At 40.6% G+C, this 20,117-nt stretch carries 12 protein-coding genes; 5 read left to right on the forward strand and 7 right to left on the reverse strand.

Annotated elements, in window-relative coordinates; translation table 11 throughout:
• A complete protein-coding gene (gene putA, locus BI291_RS08880; protein ID WP_074498396.1) occupies nucleotides 1-3,837 on the forward strand; it encodes a bifunctional proline dehydrogenase/L-glutamate gamma-semialdehyde dehydrogenase PutA in 3,837 nt (1,278 codons plus the stop codon).
• An 84-nt stretch (nucleotides 3,838-3,921) separates the two neighbouring features.
• Here putA and BI291_RS08885 read toward each other — a convergent pair whose 3' ends face one another.
• Nucleotides 3,922-4,812 carry an EamA family transporter gene (locus BI291_RS08885; protein WP_074498397.1) on the reverse strand — a complete coding sequence of 297 codons (891 nt, stop codon included), beginning with the start codon at nucleotides 4,810-4,812 and terminating at the stop codon, nucleotides 3,922-3,924.
• Nucleotides 4,813-4,911: 99 nt separating this feature from the next.
• Between BI291_RS08885 and BI291_RS08890 the strand changes: the two genes are divergently transcribed.
• The 3 genes from BI291_RS08890 to tadA are packed head-to-tail and all read left to right on the forward strand — an operon-like array spanning nucleotide 4,912 to nucleotide 7,183.
• Nucleotides 4,912-5,505, forward strand: coding sequence for an XTP/dITP diphosphatase (locus BI291_RS08890; RefSeq protein WP_074498398.1), 594 nt, complete (start codon nucleotides 4,912-4,914; stop codon nucleotides 5,503-5,505).
• 6 nt (nucleotides 5,506-5,511) lie between these two features.
• Entirely contained in the window at nucleotides 5,512-6,660 is a 1,149-nt protein-coding gene (hemW, locus tag BI291_RS08895; protein WP_217693819.1) for a radical SAM family heme chaperone HemW, read from the forward strand.
• Nucleotide 6,661: 1 nt separating this feature from the next.
• Nucleotides 6,662-7,183 carry a tRNA adenosine(34) deaminase TadA gene (gene tadA, locus BI291_RS08900; RefSeq protein ID WP_074498400.1) on the forward strand — a complete coding sequence of 174 codons (522 nt, stop codon included), beginning with the start codon at nucleotides 6,662-6,664 and terminating at the stop codon, nucleotides 7,181-7,183.
• Nucleotides 7,184-7,306: 123 nt separating this feature from the next.
• Here tadA and BI291_RS08905 read toward each other — a convergent pair whose 3' ends face one another.
• From BI291_RS08905 to mltF, 3 genes are all read right to left on the reverse strand, one after another.
• Nucleotides 7,307-10,045: a pitrilysin family protein gene (locus BI291_RS08905; RefSeq protein ID WP_074498401.1), complete on the reverse strand. Its 2,739-nt coding sequence runs from the start codon at nucleotides 10,043-10,045 to the stop codon at nucleotides 7,307-7,309.
• Nucleotides 10,046-10,243: 198 nt separating this feature from the next.
• Nucleotides 10,244-10,390 (reverse strand): hypothetical protein, encoded by a 147-nt coding sequence (locus tag BI291_RS18415; protein ID WP_175573101.1) that lies wholly within the window; start codon nucleotides 10,388-10,390, stop codon nucleotides 10,244-10,246.
• A gap of 225 nt (nucleotides 10,391-10,615) precedes the next feature.
• The gene (mltF, locus tag BI291_RS08910; protein WP_254849553.1) at nucleotides 10,616-12,109 is read right to left on the reverse strand and encodes a membrane-bound lytic murein transglycosylase MltF; all 1,494 of its coding nucleotides are present in this window, start codon (nucleotides 12,107-12,109) and stop codon (nucleotides 10,616-10,618) included.
• A 155-nt stretch (nucleotides 12,110-12,264) separates the two neighbouring features.
• Here mltF and purL point away from each other — a divergent pair, with 155 nt between their 5' ends.
• Nucleotides 12,265-16,188 (forward strand): phosphoribosylformylglycinamidine synthase, encoded by a 3,924-nt coding sequence (gene purL, locus BI291_RS08915; RefSeq protein WP_074498483.1) that lies wholly within the window; start codon nucleotides 12,265-12,267, stop codon nucleotides 16,186-16,188.
• A 169-nt stretch (nucleotides 16,189-16,357) separates the two neighbouring features.
• Here the strand turns inward: purL and BI291_RS08920 are convergent, their stop codons facing one another.
• From BI291_RS08920 to BI291_RS08930, 3 genes are read right to left on the reverse strand one after another with little or no spacing between them, the layout of a single operon-like run.
• On the reverse strand, nucleotides 16,358-17,923 hold the full coding sequence (locus BI291_RS08920; protein ID WP_074498402.1) for a dihydrolipoyllysine-residue acetyltransferase: 1,566 nt from the start codon (nucleotides 17,921-17,923) through the stop codon (nucleotides 16,358-16,360).
• A 10-nt stretch (nucleotides 17,924-17,933) separates the two neighbouring features.
• The gene (locus BI291_RS08925; RefSeq protein WP_074498403.1) at nucleotides 17,934-18,911 is read right to left on the reverse strand and encodes an alpha-ketoacid dehydrogenase subunit beta; all 978 of its coding nucleotides are present in this window, start codon (nucleotides 18,909-18,911) and stop codon (nucleotides 17,934-17,936) included.
• Nucleotides 18,911-20,095, reverse strand: a complete 1,185-nt coding sequence (locus BI291_RS08930) for a thiamine pyrophosphate-dependent dehydrogenase E1 component subunit alpha (protein ID WP_074498404.1) — start codon at nucleotides 20,093-20,095, stop codon at nucleotides 18,911-18,913. Before BI291_RS08930 ends, BI291_RS08925 begins: the two co-directional genes overlap by 1 nt.
• Nucleotides 20,096-20,117: the final 22 nt, after the last annotated feature.

A 20,117-nucleotide genomic window follows, 5' to 3' on the forward strand; every position in this document is an offset into this window, starting at 1 on the left:
ATGCTTTTTAATGGTTCGTTATTCTCTGACTGTCCCATTCGTCAGAAAATCCGTGAGTTTTATCGCATCGATGAAAATATAGCAGTAGATCATATTCTACCGATTGCAGAAGTTAACGTAAGTGCACGAAGTCGAGCTTGGGAACGCGCTCGTAAAATGGTCTTAAAAATCCGTGAAGACCAAGAAGGCAATGGAGCCATAGATGCACTTTTAAATGAGTATTCTCTTTCTAGTGAAGAAGGTGTAGTACTTATGTGTTTAGCTGAAGCGTTACTACGTGTTCCAGATAAACATACACAAGATGCCTTAATTCGAGACAAAATTTCGCAAGGTAAATGGAGCTCTCACCTTGGCAGTAGTGAATCTTTGTTTGTGAATGCTTCATCATGGGGACTATTAATTACGGGTTCTATGGTGAATTATGCAGACAAGCGTAAGCAAGATAACTTTGGTCTACTGAAAAAAACCATCGGTCGTCTTGGCGAACCTGTTATTCGTAAATCAATGAACTATGCCATGAAAATCATGGGTAAACAGTTTGTAATGGGCGAAACCATTGAAGCAGCAACTGAGCGTGCAGCCACTAAAGAACAAAATGGCTATGTATATTCTTACGATATGCTTGGCGAAGGTGCTCGCACCATGGAAGATGCTCAACGATACTTAGCCTCTTATCAACAAGCGATAGAAACTATCGGTTCAATTGCTCAAGCCTCAGGTAAAAATGACCCACGTAAGGTACCCGGTATTTCTGTAAAACTGTCAGCGATACATCCACGTTACGAGTTTAGCCATAAAGAACGTGTTTTAGCTGAAATCGTTCCAAAACTTAAAACCCTATGTTTACAAGCTAAACGCTATAACATCGGCCTAACCGTTGATGCTGAAGAATCAGAACGCTTAGATATTTCACTCGATATCATTGAAGCAGTCTTTAGTGATAACGATTTAGGTGACTGGAATGGTTTTGGTATTGCATTGCAATCCTATCAAAAACGCGCACTTTGGGTCGTAGAATGGTTACGCAGTTTAACATTACGAACAAACCGAAAAATGATGGTACGTTTAGTTAAAGGGGCGTACTGGGATACTGAGATTAAAAATACGCAAAAAGACGGTCATCTTCATTTTCCCGTGTTTACACGTAAATCTTCTACTGATGTTTCTTATCACGCTTGTGCTAATAAACTGTTAGATTACCGTGATACTATTTACCCACAATTTGCCACACATAATGCCTACACCGCAGCAACTATTGTAGAGCTTGCTGGTGATGATAAAGAAGGCTTTGAATTTCAATGCTTACATGGCATGGGCGACTCGCTTTACGATCAAATCGTTTCAGGAGAAAGTATCCAATGTCGTATTTATGCACCTGTTGGTCATCATGAAGATCTACTCGCCTATTTAGTACGTCGTTTATTAGAGAATGGCGCAAATTCTTCGTTTGTAAATGCCATCGTTGATGAATCACAACCTGTTGAATCTTTGCTTGAAGATCCCGTTGAAAAAACACAACGCTTAAAAGATAAATATAATAATCAAATTCTCAAGCCGGTCGCGTTATACCATGATAAAAATGGTAACGGACGTGATAACTCAATAGGGGTAGACTTAGATGATATTATCGAAATATCCACGCTAAAAACCTCACTTGATAACTGGTTTGAGAATAACTTACTTAACAGTGACGCATTACCTGAAAATTCAGTACCGGTGAAAAACCCAGCTAACCATCATGAAATTATCGGATATCACCATTTTCACGATAAAGATGATATGTTAGCTATGATTGATACTGCAGAAAACGTATTGGCTTCATGGTCACAAACACCTGTAACTGAGCGCGCCGCACTTTTATATCGCATTGCAGATATACTTGAGCGACACATGAATGAACTTATCGCCATGTGTATCAAAGAGGCGGGTAAAATAGCACAAGATGGTATTGATGAAGTACGAGAAGCCGTTGATTTTTGTCGTTACTATGCAGAAAGAGCTGTAGAACTCGTAGAAGATGATAGATTGGAACCACGCGGTGTGGTGTTGTGTATTAGCCCTTGGAACTTCCCTCTGGCAATATTTTTAGGTCAAGTTGCTGCTGCAATCGCAACCGGCAATACTGTGTTAGCGAAACCCGCAGAGCAAACTGGTTTGATAGCTTTATATACTATTGGATTAATGAAGTCAGTTGGCCTACCTGAGGGTGTTGTACAAGCGGTAATCGCGCGAGGTAGCGATGTGGGTAGTGTTATTGTACCTGACACTCGCGTACAAACAGTGATGTTTACTGGCTCTACGGAAACGGGGACCAGAATTTCACAAACCTTAGCAGAGCGTGGTGGCGATCAAGTACCTTTGATCGCAGAAACTGGTGGTCAAAACTGCATGATTGTTGATTCAACCGCACTACCTGAGCAAGTGGTTGATGATATTATTTCTTCAGGCTTTCAATCGGCAGGTCAACGCTGCTCGGCGTTGCGCGTGTTATATTTACAAGAAGAAATAGCCGACGATGTAATTACCATGCTTAAAGGCGCATTAGCCGAATTACATATAGGCGACCCTTCAATGCTAAGTACAGATATTGGCCCTGTCATTGATCAAAAAGCTCTAGATGCACTTAACGCGCATAGCGACTATATGCAATCACATGGCAAGTTATTATACCAATGTGAAATTGCTCAAGAGATAACTGATAAGCTATCTGACAATGAACACTATTTCTTCGCTCCTCGCCTATATGAAATTGATGATATAAGCGTATTGAAAAAGGAAGTTTTTGGTCCTTGTGTGCATGTGGTTCGCTTTAAAGGCGAAGAGATTGAAAATGTGGTAGATAAAATAAACAGTACAGGCTTTGGTTTAACCATGGGGGTCCATACACGAATCAATCATCGTGCCCTTGAATTAGCAAAACTGTCTCGTGCAGGCAATATTTATATAAATCGTAATATGATTGGCGCAATTGTTGGCGTTCAACCTTTTGGTGGTCGTGGCCTATCAGGCACCGGGCCAAAAGCTGGCGGTCCAAACTATTTAACACGATTGATGAAAGAAAAAGCGACGCCTGATGCCGAACAATTCAATATGTTGCCAGAACAAGTTGAAGCATTAGAGAGTAATGAACAAGCCGAGTCTGAAGCAAACCTATTTATGGAAAAAGCTGATACGGCAGAAAAGGATTGGCGTTTAACGGAATTAAACACTCGGATCTCTTATGTTCGTCAATTATTAGCTAAAATTGCACATGTTGATATCGTTGATGACCTTGCCGATGATTTGAACCGCACACTAGCAGCGGCTCGCGATCAATTAATCAGCATTGAAAAACGCTTAAAGAAACCTACTGTATTGCCTGGTCCAACAGGTGAATCAAATACGCTTTATTTGGAAAACCGTGGCAATATTATTTGTTTTGCTGATAAAAATACAAGTTTTCACTTTTGGACACTTTCATTAGTAACCGCATTAGCGACAGGTAATACCGTTATCTCAGTTGTTTCAGATTTATTCTATGATGAAGCCATCGCTTTTAGAGATAAATTTATTGCCACAGGTGTTGATAAAAACGTTTTTCAAGTGGCCAGATTACGTCACTTATCTGCCCTGTTAGATCACCCTGCTCTCTCAGGGGTTGTTATTGATAGTCTTTGTGATCGTAAGCATTATATCAGTGAAAAGTTAGCTGAACGTCAAGGGGCAATATTACCTGTGATCAGTTCAGAGTACTTTGACAATTTGATCCAACGTTTATTAACGGAGAAAACCATCAGCATTGATACAACAGCATCAGGCGGTAACACTTCCTTAATGACTTTAGTTGAAGAAGATTAACATCGTAAGATGTAAATATTAATGTTAGACAAGACAAAACGGGCGTCATTTGATGCCCGTTTTTTATCGCTAAATTAACAGCGGTTAGGCTAATTGCTTTTTATTAAATAGTCGTTTACCAAAGGCATTTATAAACAATGAAAGCATCACTAATAGTATGCCTAATATTTGTCCAGAATTTAGCGTTTCACCAAGAAAAAACGACGCACACATAATACCCACGACAGGAACACCTAAAGTTAATGGCGCGACTTGACCAGCAGGATAACGACTTAATAAGGCTCCCCACATACTATAACCTAAAATAGATGCGCCTATTGCTAAATAAAGTAACACTAATGCACTAGAAAGATTAAAGCTTTCAAACGTTTGCGGTATCACTTCTGGCCCTTCAATATAGTAACTTGAAAGCGCAAAAGGAATAACGGCTATCCAAGCTGACCAAACAACCAAACCTAAATTTGCTTGATAACCTAATTGGGTAATTTTACGGTTAACAATATTACCAATCGCCCAAGACATGGCACCTGCAATGGTGAGCATAAAGCCAATTAACGTCATATCTGTAGACTGCCCTGCGCTGCTTATCGCCCACAAGCCGAAAAATGCGATCGTTAAGGCTATTAATTGGGTTCTATGCAGTTGCTCTTTTAACAACACTATCGAAAATAGAATGGTAAACAACGCCTGAGACTGCAAAACAATAGATGCTAACCCTGCTGGCATACCAAATGCCAACGCAGAAAACAGCAATGCAAATTGACCAAAGCAAAGCGTTATTGCATAAAGCGCCATCCAACGCCAAGGTATCCCTGGCTTAGCAACAAATAATGAACCTAACAACGCAACACATAAAAAACGAGCAGCGCCCATTAATAATGGCGGCATATCTTGAACACCCCAAGCAATGACGACAAAATTAAAGCCCCAAATAAAAATTATCATTAAGCCTAATAGGTTATCTTTTAACGTCATTATTACTTCCTATCCTTCTCAAAATATCGTCTTTAGTCTCCCTAATTCTTTCAGATTAGGGTATGATCCGGCTTTATTTTCTAAGCAGTATTTGAACAGATGACAACTATCGTTTTAGCTACCGGTAACCAAGGTAAAGTAAAAGAGCTTGCCAGTTTGCTCGCAGAAAAAGGCTTTGTGATAAAAGCACAAAGTGAGTTTAATGTACCAGATGTGCCCGAAACAGGCACAACATTTGTAGAAAATGCGATTATAAAAGCAAGACATGCTGCAAATATTACCGGTTTGCCTGCGATTGCTGACGATTCAGGTTTAGAAGTAGACGCTTTAAACGGTGCTCCAGGAGTTTATTCTGCTCGTTATGCTGGCGAAAGCGCTAATGATAGCGATAACAATCAAAAGTTACTCAATGCCTTACAAAACGTTGCTGAAAATGAGCGAAGTGCTCGATTTCATTGTGTCTTGGTATATATGGCGCATGCGGAAGATCCCACCCCACTTATTTGCCATGGCGTATGGGAAGGTAGTATTGTAACTGAACAACAAGGCGAGCAAGGCTTTGGTTATGATCCGCTTTTTTGGCTACCAGAATTACACAAAACCTCAGCGCAACTTAGCCGCGAAGAAAAAAACACTATAAGCCATCGTGGAAAAGCACTTGCCCAATTAGCAACTAAGTTACAAGCGATATAAGCAGCAATGATGTTAACTGCTCCGCCTTTATCCCTTTATATCCATATACCTTGGTGTATTGAAAAATGCCCTTATTGCGATTTTAACTCTCATGCATTAAAACATGATATTCCAGAACAAGCTTATGTTGCAGAATTGATCAAAGATCTTGACGCTGATATTAAGCGCTTTGCACTTTACGATAGACCTTTGCACTCCATTTTTATTGGCGGAGGTACACCAAGTTTATTCAGTGCAGAAGCAATTTCAGCAATACTGTCTCAAGTATTACAACGATTTGAGCACCGTGCCGATATTGAAATCACCTTAGAAGCAAACCCTGGCACGGTTGAAGCAGATAAATTTATCGGGTTTTACCAAGGTGGTGTTTCTCGTTTATCCATTGGCGTTCAAAGTTTTGCTTCTGACAAATTAATTAAGCTAGGGCGTATTCACGACAGTAATCAAGCTAAACGAGCAGCGACACTCGCTCATGAATGTGGCATCAATACCTTCAACCTAGATTTAATGCATGGTTTACCGAATCAATCACTTGATAACGCGTTAGATGATATTAAAACCGCGATCGATATTTCGCCAACCCATCTTTCTTGGTATCAACTCACCATTGAACCGAACACAGCTTTTTACTCAAAACCACCTAAACTGCCAGAAGATGAAACGCTTTGGGATATCCAAGATAAAGGCAACGCACTATTAACGAATGCTGGCTATCAACAATATGAGATTTCAGCCTTCGCTAAACCAGGCTTTGAGTGCCAACATAATCTGAATTATTGGCAATACGGCGACTACCTTGGGATAGGTTGTGGCGCTCACGGAAAGATAACGGACCCCGTTAAACAACAAATTCATCGCACGATAAAAGTTAAACACCCAAAAGGTTACTTAGATTCCAGCCGTGAACATTTAGATCAACTATTAACGGTTGCCAAAGAAGAACGTCCTTTTGAGTTCATGATGAATCGATTACGGTTATTTTCAGCGTTTAATGAAGCCGACTTTGAACAGATGACGGGATTAGCCTTCAGCACAGTGTCTGATAAAATGCATCGTGCCTTAGACAAAGGGCTTTTACAACAACACAATGGAAACTGGCAAGTGACAAAGCTCGGCCACCGGTATTTAAACAGCTTGCTAGAAGAGTTTTTGTAACATGACGCAATACAGCCAAACTGAAATTGACCATGAATTTATGGCTAAAGCCTATGCGTTAGCGTTAAAAGCTGAACAACATGATGAAATACCTGTGGGTGCAATTGTCGTTGCTGACGGTAATATTATTGGTGAAGGTTTTAATCAATCGATTATGCAACATGATCCCTCTGCTCATGCAGAAATGATCGCCATTCGACAAGCGGGTAAAACACTAGAAAATTATCGGATGCTTGATTGCACCTTATATGTCACCTTAGAACCCTGCCCGATGTGTGCTGGGTTATTGGTTCATAGCCGTATTAAACGGGTAGTTTTTGCTTGCGCTGATGAAAAAACCGGCAGTGCAGGAACGGTGTTTGACCTAACAAATAGTGATAAGCTAAATCATCAAATTGAAATTAGCTCAGGCGTGATGGCAACAGAGTGTAGCGCTTTACTTTCTAGCTTTTTTAAGCGCCGTAGAAAAGAAAAAAAATTGTTAAAACAAAAATTAAAAGAACAGTCTTCACTTGAGCGTTAAACAATAAACAACAAATTTAAAGAACCGTGACATTCTGCAGTTGTGATAAAAAGAAAAATGCCAGTCAGCTTAACTGACTGGCATTGAGCCTAAGCACTTCCCTTTTAGCGAAGATATGTAAGTCTATTTTTCAACTTTCGACATATCGCCCGCTTTAATAATCGCAAATGCCTCTACTGATAAGTATTTACGCATCACGTTATTAATATCTTCTGCCGTTAACTTCGCAATTTGTGCTTCATATTTTTTACTAAATTGCATCGTGCGATCTAAACGAAGATTTGTATTTAGCTTGCCTGCTAGTTCCCGATCTTGAGAACGACTCACTTTACGTCCTTGCAACATGCCAGACTTGGCCGCAGCGACTTCTTCATCGGTAAAGCCATCTTTAAGCATACGCGCAACTTCTTCTTTAAAGCCTACTTCCACTTTTGCTAAGTTTTGCGGTGCACAAATAGCGTATGCCCCAAGTGACGCTCGCTCATCAAAATCACTAATATTTATAAATGAACCAGCACCATAGCTTAAACCATCTTTTTGTCTCAAGCGGGTTGCTAAGCGACTGTTTAAGAAACCACCACCTAACATATAATTCCCCATGGTTAGCGCGGGTGCATCAGGGTGGTTTTGTCCAACAGGAATACTAATTGATGCGACAAAGGTTGCATTTTCCTTGTCTGGTGTATCAAAGGTCATTGCTTCGTTTGATAGTTTTTTGTAAGGGTTATCAATGCGGGCATAATCCTTACTACTTTGCCAGTTAGTCGTCATTTCATCTAATACTTTAGTGGTCGCAGCTTCATCAAAATCACCTACGACAGTAATTTGCATACTAGATGCACCATAGAAGTCTTTATGGAACTGACGAACATCTTCTAAAGTTACAGCACCTAATGCCGCTAACATTTCTTCAAATGTCGGTACATAGTTTGGGTGTCCTTTTGGAAAAGGACTTTGATGACGAGAATATGCTTTAAAAGCGATACGCTGTGGATCTTGCAATTGCTGCTCGATTCCAACTTTCGTTTCACTCTTGTACAGCTCGAACTCTTTTTCACTAAACGCTGGCTTTTGTAGTACTTCACCAACGAGTTTTAACGTATCATCTAAGTTTTTGCGTGTCGTATTTACGGTAACATACGCATATGTATCACCACCGCCAACACTCACTTGCGCTTCTAACTTATCAAACGCTTCTTTAAGCTGTTCACGCGTATAATTCTCAGTGCCTCGCATTAACATAGCGCCCGTTGCATCACCAACAGCATTTAGACCTTGTAAAGAAAGTAAGTCACCCATTTGCAAATTAACTTGTACAACAACCGACTCGCCTCGTGTTTTCTTAGGCAGTAACGCTATTTGCACACCAGTGTCTAATTTACTCGTTTCAGTGCGCGCATCAATATTATCATGAGATGGTTCAAAAGCTTCACCTTGCGCTACAGCTTTACGGCCTTTATAGTCTTTGACCATTGCTGATACACTTTCAACATGTGGAATGTCAACACGCTCAGGGTTTTCAGCAGGAATAAACTTACCTAGTGTTCTGTTATTACGCGTAATATAACTAGCAGCAACACGGTTGACATCTTCAGCTGTAACACTTTCAATACGATCACGGTTTAAGAAAAGTAAACGCCAATCACCCATACCTAGCCATTCACTTAATTCCATGGCAATACGCTCTGATGAATTAAAGGCTAATTTGGTATTTTTTAAAATGGTGCGTTTGGCTCGTTCAACTTCTTCTGAGGTAATTGGTTTATCGCTAATACCTTCTAACGTTGAAATAAGTGCAGTTTCAGTTTTCGCTAAATCGTTTGCTTTATCTACTTCTGCCATAAAAATGGCAACACCTGGCTCAGCCCACTGAAAATTAAAACCAAACGCGTTGCTCGCCAGTTTCTGCTCAACAAGTGATTTATGTAACCGCCCTGTTGCCTGCGCTGAAAGTACTTCATTTAATACATCAATCGCAGCAAAGTCAGGATGCGACCCTGCTGGTACATGATAAACAGCACCAATCATTTGTGCATCACCTACACGGCGTACCGTCACATAGCGTTCACCGTCTTGTGCGGGTTCACGGGTATATAACGGTTGAATCACGCGTGTTGGTTTAGCAATTTTACCAAACGTTGCGTTGATTTTTTCCAACATCGTATCTACATCAAACTTACCTGCGACAGTTAATGTGGCGTTATCTGGTTGATAATATTTACGGTAGAAAGCTTGTAAACGGTCAATTGGCACATTTTCTAAATCTGCTCGAGCGCCAATAGTAGACTTACCATAATTATGCCATTCATATGCTGCTGCCAACATACGTTGTAAGGTAATTCTAAACGGGTTGTTTTCACCACGTTCAAATTCATTACGTACCACAGTCATTTCACTGTCCAAATCTTTTTTGGCAATGAACGAATTAACCATACGATCTGATTCCATGCTCAATGCCCAGTCGATGTTCTCTTCTGTGGCAGCAAAGGTTTCAAAGTAGTTAGTACGATCGGTCCACGTGGTGCCATTTGGTCTTGCACCATGAGAACTTAATTCTGCAGGAATATCTTTGTGCTTTGGCGTGCCTTTAAAGACAAGATGCTCTAACAAATGAGCCATACCCGTCTCACCATAGTTTTCATGTTTAGAGCCAACGTGGTAAGTAACATTAACAGTGACAGTTTCTTTCGTATTATCTGGAAACAACAGTACTTGTAATCCATTATCTAGGCGGTATTCAGAAATCCCTTCTACCGAAGTCACTTGTTTAATTTTATCGGCAAAGACCGATGGCGAAAGTGTGGTAATACAAATAGAAGCAGCAATGGCTATTTGTGACGGTTTACACCATTTTTTTAACATTATTATTCCCTTTTTTTTATCGTAGTATAATCAATGTAGCAAATTGTTAATGTGCTGTTAAAGAAAGACTAAAAATAACAAAAGATAGAATGTAATAATATGTAAATTTTATTCGACACTTTATATAAGGTAATAGAAGGTGGGTAATAGAATAAAGGTGAAGGTGAAAGTACAGATGAAAAATAACGGTAGCAAGCTTTAATTCATGCTACCGTTATGGGTACAGTTTACGTCTTGATTTTCTTGTATAAAGTGCATCAAACGACGGTTGTTCACTTTTACTTTATGCCGATTCATTAAACGTTTTCGTTGCGTTGAATGCGACACTTTTCGTGCTTTTTGCATATGATATTCTCCTATTAATATTATGATGCTTGTTGCTACTCAATATAGACACGATTCACTTAAAAACGTTCAACAAACATACTCTATATATGGTGTCTATAGGTATTATTATCAAGAGAATATATGACAGTTTCATGAAATGCTGTCTGTTTAATGTAAGAAAATATCTCCATTTAATCGTTCACGACTATTTATGATTAAAATTAGTCTGAACCGTAAGTGTTGTTACTCGCCTTTTGGCAGTTCAGGGCTGTGCTTTTCGATTGCTGATACATTAGGGTTAGCATTGGTGAGTTCTTGTTGCTCTAACGCCTCAAGCAACAGCTGTTGCTCAGCTTCTTGTTGTTTCTCATCCATCCAAGTTAAGGTATCGTAATAGCGTCGAATGTTTTCCACGTAATTCACGGGTTCATCACCCCGCGCATAACCATAGCGAGTAAACTTATAATACTTTTTCTGTTTTAATAGTGGTAACCGCTGTTTAACATCCACCCAACGATCAGGGTCTCCCCCTTGCAAACGCGTGATCTCTCTCGCATCATTTAAATGACCAAGTCCAACATTATAGGATGCTAAGGCAAACCATAACCTGTCTGGATGTGGTATTCTATCAGGCATGCGATCAAACATTTGTTGAAAATATTTAGCCCCACCTTGAATACTTTGCTCGGCATCGATTCTACTTTTAATTCCCATTTGCTTGGCAGTCGGTAACGTTAACATCATCATACCTCTTACCCCTGTATGAGATCTTGCTCTTGGGTTCCAATGTGACTCTTGGTAGCTGATAGCAGCCAGCAATCGCCAATCGATATCTTGTGCATATTTTTCAAAAAGCGGACGATATTGTGGTAGTTTTGCATCAACTGCTTTAATAAAAGTACGAGTATCTACATAATTAAACTGTTCTACATGACCAAAATACTTATCATCAAGGGCTAATAAAGTACCGTTATGATGAATGTCGCCAAAAAATTCAATCATACTTGCCAAAATTGAATCATCGCCTTCTTTGCGAACCGGCCACGCGATCAGCTCTGACGCCTGGAGGGTAAAACCAATACTAATTTCAGGATAATATCGGCGGCTAACGGCAAGCGTATGGCTATCGATGATCGTATAGTCAAACTCGTCATTTAAAATACGGATCAGTACTTCTTCGCTGTCTAATTCTTCAGTTTCTTGCCATGTAAGTGTCGGGAAAGTTTGTTGAATAGTTTGTAAATTTTCAACATGGCTTGAGTTAGCGGTAACTATCAACTTACCTGTTAAATCTTCTAATTTCCTAGGGCGCTTATTCCCTTGTTTAAAAACAAGTTTTTGACTAATACGATTATAGCTAGGTGCAAAATTATAACGCTGTAGCCGTTTATCTGTAATGGTTAACCCTGCTGCTAAAAAATCAACCTCGCCGCTATCAAGCAAAGCAAAAAGCTCTGCTAAGCTATAACTAGCAACTATTTTTAATTCCACTCCTAGATAATCAGCATATTTTTTTGCTAATTCATATTCAAAGCCTGTTTCACCTTCTGGGCCGATATAATAACTCGTTAATCCATAAAGGGTACCAACAGTGATATAACCTTGTTTGGCAACGTTCACCAGCCCTGATTGTTCAGACTTTTTTTGACAACCGCTCAACGTAAAAATAAACGGTAGACATAACAACCAAACAAGGAATATATTGCGAAAATATTTAAAGTGTACAACGTTCATCATTCCATTGTGGCGTGCTTTTATTGTTTATCAAAGTCTTTTTTTTCATTTCCGGAAAACAAGCATGGAATTTTTTTTACTATTGCCCTGCTTTTACACTATAATACGCGCGATTTTTATTCCAATAAATCCAACCTTGGTGAATACATAATATGGCGATGTTGATTCAAACCCTTCGTGGCGCTCCAGCCTTATCTGATTTTCGTATCAAGAAATTACTTGATCAGTGTGCTGAACTTAGCCTTCCTGTCACAGATATTTATGCAGAGTATACGCATTTTGCACACTTAACTGCTGAGCTTAACGAACAAGAAACACACGTATTAGCAAAGCTGCTAACGTACGGTCCTAGCATTGAAGAACATGAACCAGTAGGTAAGCTACTATTGGTTACCCCTCGCCCTGGTACTATTTCACCTTGGTCATCAAAATCTACTGATATTGCCCATAACTGTGGGTTAGATAAAGTCGTTCGCCTTGAAAGAGGTCTTGCTTATTATGTTCAAAGTTCAGCGCTAAGTGCACAACAAGAGCAACAATTAAACGGTTTGATTCATGACCGCATGATGGAAGTGATTTTTAGTGACGCACAACAAGCACAAACACTTTTTGCAACAGCAGAACCCGGTAAACTTAACGCCGTTGATGTGTTATCAGGTGGCCGTAAAGCACTTGCAAATGCCAATATCGAATTAGGTTTAGCACTTGCTGATGACGAAATTGATTACTTAGTTGAAAATTTCATCAAGCTTGGTCGCAACCCTAACGATATCGAGCTTTATATGTTTGCCCAAGCAAACTCAGAACATTGTCGTCACAAAATATTTAATGCTGATTGGACAATCGACGGCGAACAACAACCTAAATCATTATTTAAAATGATTAAGAATACGTATGAAACCAACCCAGATTACGTATTAAGCGCATATAAAGATAACGCTGCAGTGATGGTTGGCTCTGAAGGTGGACGTTTCTTCCCGCACCCTGAATCAAAAGAATATGGTTACAACCACGAAGATATTCAAATTTTAATGAAGGTTGAAACCCATAATCACCCTACAGCTATTTCACCTTACCCAGGTGCAGCTACCGGCTCAGGCGGTGAAATTCGTGACGAAGGCGCAACAGGCATTGGTTCTAAACCTAAAGCAGGTTTAGTAGGATTTACCGTATCTAACTTACGCATTCCTAACTTTGAGCAGCCTTGGGAAACAGACTTTGGTAAGCCAGAACGTATAGTATCTGCCTTAGACATTATGGTTGAAGGTCCATTAGGTGGCGCAGCATTTAACAACGAATTTGGTCGTCCTAATATTCTTGGTTATTTCCGCACTTATGAAGAACAAGTAGATTCATTCAACGGTAAAGAAGTACGTGGTTACCATAAACCAATAATGCTTGCCGGTGGTTTAGGTAATATACGTGATGAGCATGTACAAAAAGGTGAAATTAATGTTGGCGCAAACCTCATTGCTTTAGGCGGCCCAGCCATGAACATTGGTTTAGGCGGTGGCGCTGCTTCGTCAATGGCATCAGGTCAATCTGCTGAAAACCTTGACTTTGCTTCTGTGCAGCGTGAAAACCCAGAGATGGAACGTCGTTGTCAGGAAGTAATCGACCGCTGTTGGCAATTAGGTGACGAAAACCCTATTTTATTTATTCATGATGTTGGTGCTGGCGGTTTATCTAACGCCTTCCCAGAGCTTGTAGCTGATGGTGGACGCGGTGGCAACTTTGAATTACGCAACGTACCTAACGACGAGCTTAGCATGTCACCCTTAGAGATCTGGTGTAATGAATCTCAAGAGCGTTATGTATTAGCAGTTTCAGATGAAAAACTAGCCCAGTTTGAAGCTATTTGTCAACGTGAGCGAGCACCATTTGCTGTTGTAGGTAAAGCAACCGAAGAAGAGCATTTAACATTAACTGATGAACATTTTGCAGACGATGAGCAGTTAAATAAACCGATTGATTTATCATTAGATCTTTTACTAGGTAAACCCCCTAAAATGCACCGCAACGTGCAAAGCAAAACCAAAACAGGTGCGGCATTAAACTTAACCAATGTATCTGTTGCTGATGCTGCTGATCGTATTTTACGTTTACCAACTATTGCTGAAAAAACCTTTTTGATCACTATTGGTGATCGCAGTGTTACTGGTATGGTTGCCCGCGATCAAATGGTTGGCCCTTGGCAAGTTCCGGTTGCAGATTGTGCCGTTACAACTGCTGCTCTTGATTCTTATCACGGCGAAGCAATGTCAATGGGTGAACGAACACCGGTTGCCCTACTCAATTATGGTGCTTCTGCACGATTAGCCGTTGCTGAATCTCTTACTAATATTGCCTCCGCAGATATTGGCGATTTAAATCGAATTAAATTTTCTGCAAACTGGATGGCTGCAGCTGGACACCCCGGTGAAGACGCTGGTCTATATGAAGCGGTTAAAGCCGTTGGTGAAGAACTTTGTCCGGCACTCGGCTTAACCATTCCTGTTGGTAAAGACTCCATGTCAATGAAAACTAAATGGCAAGAGAACGGTGAAGAAAAAGCGGTAACCTCTCCACTTTCGTTAGTGATCACTGCATTTGGTCGTGTTGAAGATGTACGTAAAACCGTCACACCTCAATTACGCATTGATAAAGGCGAAAGCCGCTTGATCGCCATTGACCTATCCAACGGTAAAAACCGTTTAGGTGGTTCGTGCTTAGCACAAGTCTACAAACAATTAGGCACTGAAACACCCGATGTCGACAGCCCAGAAACATTAAAAGGTTTCTTCAATGCTATTCAATCGCTTGTCGCAGACGAAAAACTACTGGCTTATCATGATAGAAGTGATGGTGGGTTATTTACTTCTGTCGTTGAAATGGCCTTCGCTGGCCATACCGGGGTAGACATTGATTTAACCGCATTTTCTGGTGATGATTTAAGTATATTATTCAGCGAAGAATTAGGCGCCGTTATCCAAGTTCGGGATCAAGATATTGATGATGTAAACCAAGTGTTTGAACAACATGGCATTGCTGCGCTTTGCACAGATATCGGTGGTATCAATAATGATGACACCATTCGATTTACCCGAAATGGTGAGACAGTATTAGAAAATAGCCGTACTTATTTCCGTACGGTTTGGGCAGAAACAACACTTAGAATGCAAGCAATGCGTGATAACCCTGAGTGTGCTCAACAAGAATTCGACGTTAAATTCGATACGGAAGATCCAGGTTTAAACGTGTCATTATCTTATGATATTAACGACGATATCGTTGCTGATTTAATCGCAAAAGATGCACAAACAGGGAATAACCCTAAAGTGGCTATTTTACGTGAGCAAGGTGTTAACTCACACGTTGAAATGGCTGCAGTATTTGATCGTGCAGGTTTTAAAGCGATTGACGTGCATATGTCAGATGTACTTGCTGGCCGTGTAGATTTGGCGGATTTTAAAGGCCTTGTTGCTTGTGGCGGTTTCTCATACGGTGACGTACTAGGCGCTGGTGAGGGATGGGCGAAATCAATTTTGTTTAATGCTAATGCTCGTGAGATGTTTAAAACCTTCTTCCACCGCGAAGATACATTCTCTTTAGGTATTTGTAACGGTTGCCAAATGTTATCTAACTTGAAAGAAATTATTCCAGGTGCTGAATCATGGCCTCATTTCGTGCAAAATGCATCTGAACGTTTTGAAGCGCGTTTTTCATTAGTTGAAATACAAGAAAGCCCTTCAATTTTCTTCAAAGGAATGGAAGGTTCACGCATGCCAATCGCGGTTTCACACGGTGAAGGCCGCGCTGAATTTATCAGTGAAGAAGCAATAGGTACTGCTAATGATTCTGGCACGGTTGCCATGCGTTTCGTCAATAATTATGGTGATATCACTGAAACCTACCCTGCAAACCCTAATGGCTCACCTGACGGTATTACCTCATTAACAACTACTGATGGCCGTGTAACCATTATGATGCCACATCCTGAGCGTGTATTTCGTACCGTAGCAAACTCGTGGCACCCTGATGAATGGCACGAAGATTCACCTTGGGTAAGAATGTTCCGCAATGCTCGTCAGTTTATTGGTTAAGCCTCACTTAACTAGCATTGATTTATAAAGAACTATGCTGAACAAGGATTAACGCTAACAAATGGCTCCTTCATATTGAAGGGGCCATTTTTTTTAGCCACAAAAAAACGGCCCTTGTAAGAGCCGTTTTTTAAGTTTCACTTTTTAAGCTGAATGAGCAATAATCATCTTAGCTCATGTGAACAAGCATGTTGCTTGGTTCTTCTAAAAACGACTTCCACAAGTTACTGAAGCGGGCAATGGTACCGCCATCAATCACACGATGATCGCCAGACCAGCTTACTTGCATGATAGAACGAGCTTCAACCTCACCTTGTTGATTAAAACGCGGTAACGTTTGTAACTTACCAAGTGCAACAATCGCAGATTCTGGCTTATTAATAATTGGCGTAGCTACCGTGCCACCAATAGCACCGATGTTTGAAATTGAGATTGTGCCTCCTTTCAAATCAGCTGCTGCAACGCGCCCTGAACGCGCATCATTGGTTAAACGCGTAATATCTTTCGCTAAATCAATAATAGATTTTGTTTGCACCTGTTTAACATTTGGTACCAATAAACCAACTTTAGAATCAACGGCCATACCAATATTATGATCATCAAAATAGGTAAGTTCTGTGCAGTCTTCGTTAGGCTGTGAATTTATCACTGGAAACTCTTTCAATGCTAATGACATTGCTTTCATGAAAAACGGCATCATGGTTAACTTAATGTCTTGTTTAGCATAGACTTCTTTTAGATCACCACGAAGCTTGATCAAGTTCGTCATGTCTATTTCTTCACAATAAGTAAAATGAGGAATCGTTGATACTGACGCAACCATCGCTTTAGCCATTGCTGCTTTTACGCCTCTGATCGCTTCAACACGTGTACCGCCTGTGGCAGTTGATGTTGGTTTATCGTGTTGTTCAGTTGCTGGTGCGTCCTTAAACGCATGTACATCATCTTTATAAACTCTGCCTTTCTTGCCACTGCCGGGTATTTCGTGAATGTTTACACCGAGTTCACGAGCAACACGACGAACCGCAGGGCTCGCAACCGCCTTTTTATTAACGACTTTATTTGCAGTGGTTACGGGGTTTGGTACGTCAGCGGGTGTTGAAGCTGTCGCGGGAGGTACCGGTAACTTTTCATTTTCAGGTAACACGGCGGCAGTTGAGTCTTGCGGCTCAGTTAATGCGCGTTCAAGTGAAAATAGCGGCGCATGCACTTTTGCAATTTCGCCTTTCGCGTAATAGAGTTTTACCACTGTGCCAGAATGCATTGCGGGTATTTGAACTAAGGCTTTATCAGTCATTACATCCGCTACTGGCTGATCTTCTTCAATACTATCGCCTTCTGCAACTAACCATTCAACGACCTCACACTCAACAATACCTTCACCAATATCAGGTAAGATAAAATCTTCAACAATAGTACCAGAAGCAGGATCGGCCGCTGGTTTATTGCTTTTTTCACTAGATTCTGGTTTAGCTTCCACTTGTGACGTTGCGTCACCTTCTGGAGTCATGGCGAATAAAGGCGCATGCACTTTTGCAATTTCACCTTTAGCGTAATAAAGCTTATCAACGATGCCTGAATGCATTGCTGGTATTTGAACAAGCGCTTTGTCGGTCATAACGTCGGCAACAGGTTGATCTTCTTTGATGTGATCACCCTCTTTTACTAGCCACTCAACCAGTTCACATTCAACGATACCTTCTCCGATGTCCGGTAAAATAAAATCAATGCTCATGTCTTAAACCCTAGTAATTAATGCTGCGTTTGATCGCTTCATACACTTTTAAGTGATCAGCGGCATGTTCTTTTTCAAGAGAAAGCGGATATGGTGTATCAATACCACACACTCGTTCAATAGGAGATTCTAAATGTAAGAAACATTCTTGTTGAATCGTTGCTGCTATTTCACTGGCAAAACCAGCCGTTAACGGAGCTTCTTGTGAAATAAGTAATCGGCCAGTTTTTAATACTGAATTTGCAACCGTTTCTACATCCCAAGGTAAAATAGTGCGTAAGTCAATAAGCTCACATGAAACACCATCTTTTTTAGCCATTTCCGCTGCTTTCTCGATAATTTCCATTTGAGCGCCCCACGCTAGCAAAGTAATATCTTTACCCTGCTCAGTGACTTCTGCTTTACCAATGGGTAATTGATAATCTTCTTCGGGTACTTCACCCACTGACGCACGATATAAGCGTTTAGGTTCAAAGAAAATAACCGGATTATCATCACGAATTGAAGCAAGTAAAAGCCCTTTCGCTTGATAAGGATTACGCGGTACAACAATTTTTAAACCTGGCGTATGAGCAAAATATGCTTCAGGTGATTGGCTGTGGTATAAACCGCCAGCAATACCACCGCCGTATGGTGTACGAATGGTGAGGTTACCTACATTGAACTCATTACCACTACGGTATCTAAATTTTGCAGATTCGTTAACAATTTGATCAAATGCTGGGAAAATATAATCCGCAAATTGAATTTCTGCTATTGGCGTACTGCCTTGTGCTGCTAGACCGTTAGCAAAGCCAATAATACCTTGCTCAACCAGTGGTGTATTAAAACAACGCGCTTTACCATACTTTTCCTGTAAACCACTTGTCGCTCTAAATACACCACCAAAATGACCTACATCTTCGCCGAAACACAGGGCACTTTCGTTTTCTGCCATGGCAATATCTAAGGCATTGTTAATTGCCTGTAATAAATTCATTTGTGCCATTATTTGATTCTCCCTGCAGTAAGCGGGTACGCTTCAGGATATTTTTTGATATGTGCTTTAAGTGATGCCAACTGTTTCTGTAAATGTTCAGGCACTTGGTCATACACATCAGAAACCAAATCTTCTACTGGTGGTTTCGCGATTTTTTCAGCCACTTTAACTGCAGCTAAAATATCTTCACGCAGCTGGTCAAACAATGCCGTTTCTTGGGCTTCATCCCACCAGTTTTGCGCTAACATCCATGATTTCATACGGGAAAGCGGATCATGAGCATGCCATTTTTCTTCTTCTTCTTTCGTACGGTAACCTGACGGATCGTCTGATGTGGAGTGAGCCCCTAATCGATAAGACATCGCTTCAATCATCACAGGTTTACTTTCTTCAATGGCATAAGCCCGAGCTAATTGTACTGCTTTAAGCACCGCTAAAATATCATTGCCATCAATACGAATGGTTTTCATGCCGTAACCGACACCACGTGAAGCAATACCGTTACCGACATATTGTTCATCAGAAGGGGTTGAAATAGCATAACCATTGTTACGACAGAAGAAAATAACAGGTGCATTATGCACTGCTGCCATGTTTAGTCCTGCATGAAAATCACCTTCTGAAGCGGCACCTTCGCCAAAATAACAAAGTGTTACTGCGTCTTTTCCTTGAAGTTTTTGACCATAAGCATAACCGGCAGCTTGTGGTATTTGTGTCCCTAAAGGAGAAGAAATTGTCATGTAGTTTAGTTCATTCGAACCATAATGAATTGGCATTTGTCTGCCTTTACCCAGATCTTTTTCATTAGAAAACATTTGATTCATAAAGTTTTCTAAACTAAAACCTCGATAAATTAAAGCACCTTGCTCACGGTATTGTGCCATGATCATATCTTGTGCTTCTAATCCTGCTGCACCACCTATGCTAGCAGCTTCTTCACCTAATGCAGCCATATAGAAACTTATACGACCTTGGCGTTGTGCACCAATCATGCGTTCGTCTAATGCTCGGTGAAAAGCCAGTGCTTTATAAATTTTTACCGCGTGCTCTTCATCAATGTTTGGAAGTTCAGCGCCTTGGTATACAGTACCATCTTGTTGTAATATTTTGAGGATGGGGATTTCAACTGAATGACCATCAATAAAAGCCGCGTTGTGTACAACAGGGCCTTCTTTGTAAATGTCAGTATTCATAGCCTTCTCTTATGTTTTACCC

The sequence above is a fragment of the Thalassotalea sp. PP2-459 genome (assembly GCF_001913705.1).
Taxonomy (GTDB): Bacteria; Pseudomonadota; Gammaproteobacteria; order Enterobacterales; family Alteromonadaceae; genus Thalassotalea_C; species Thalassotalea_C hakodatensis.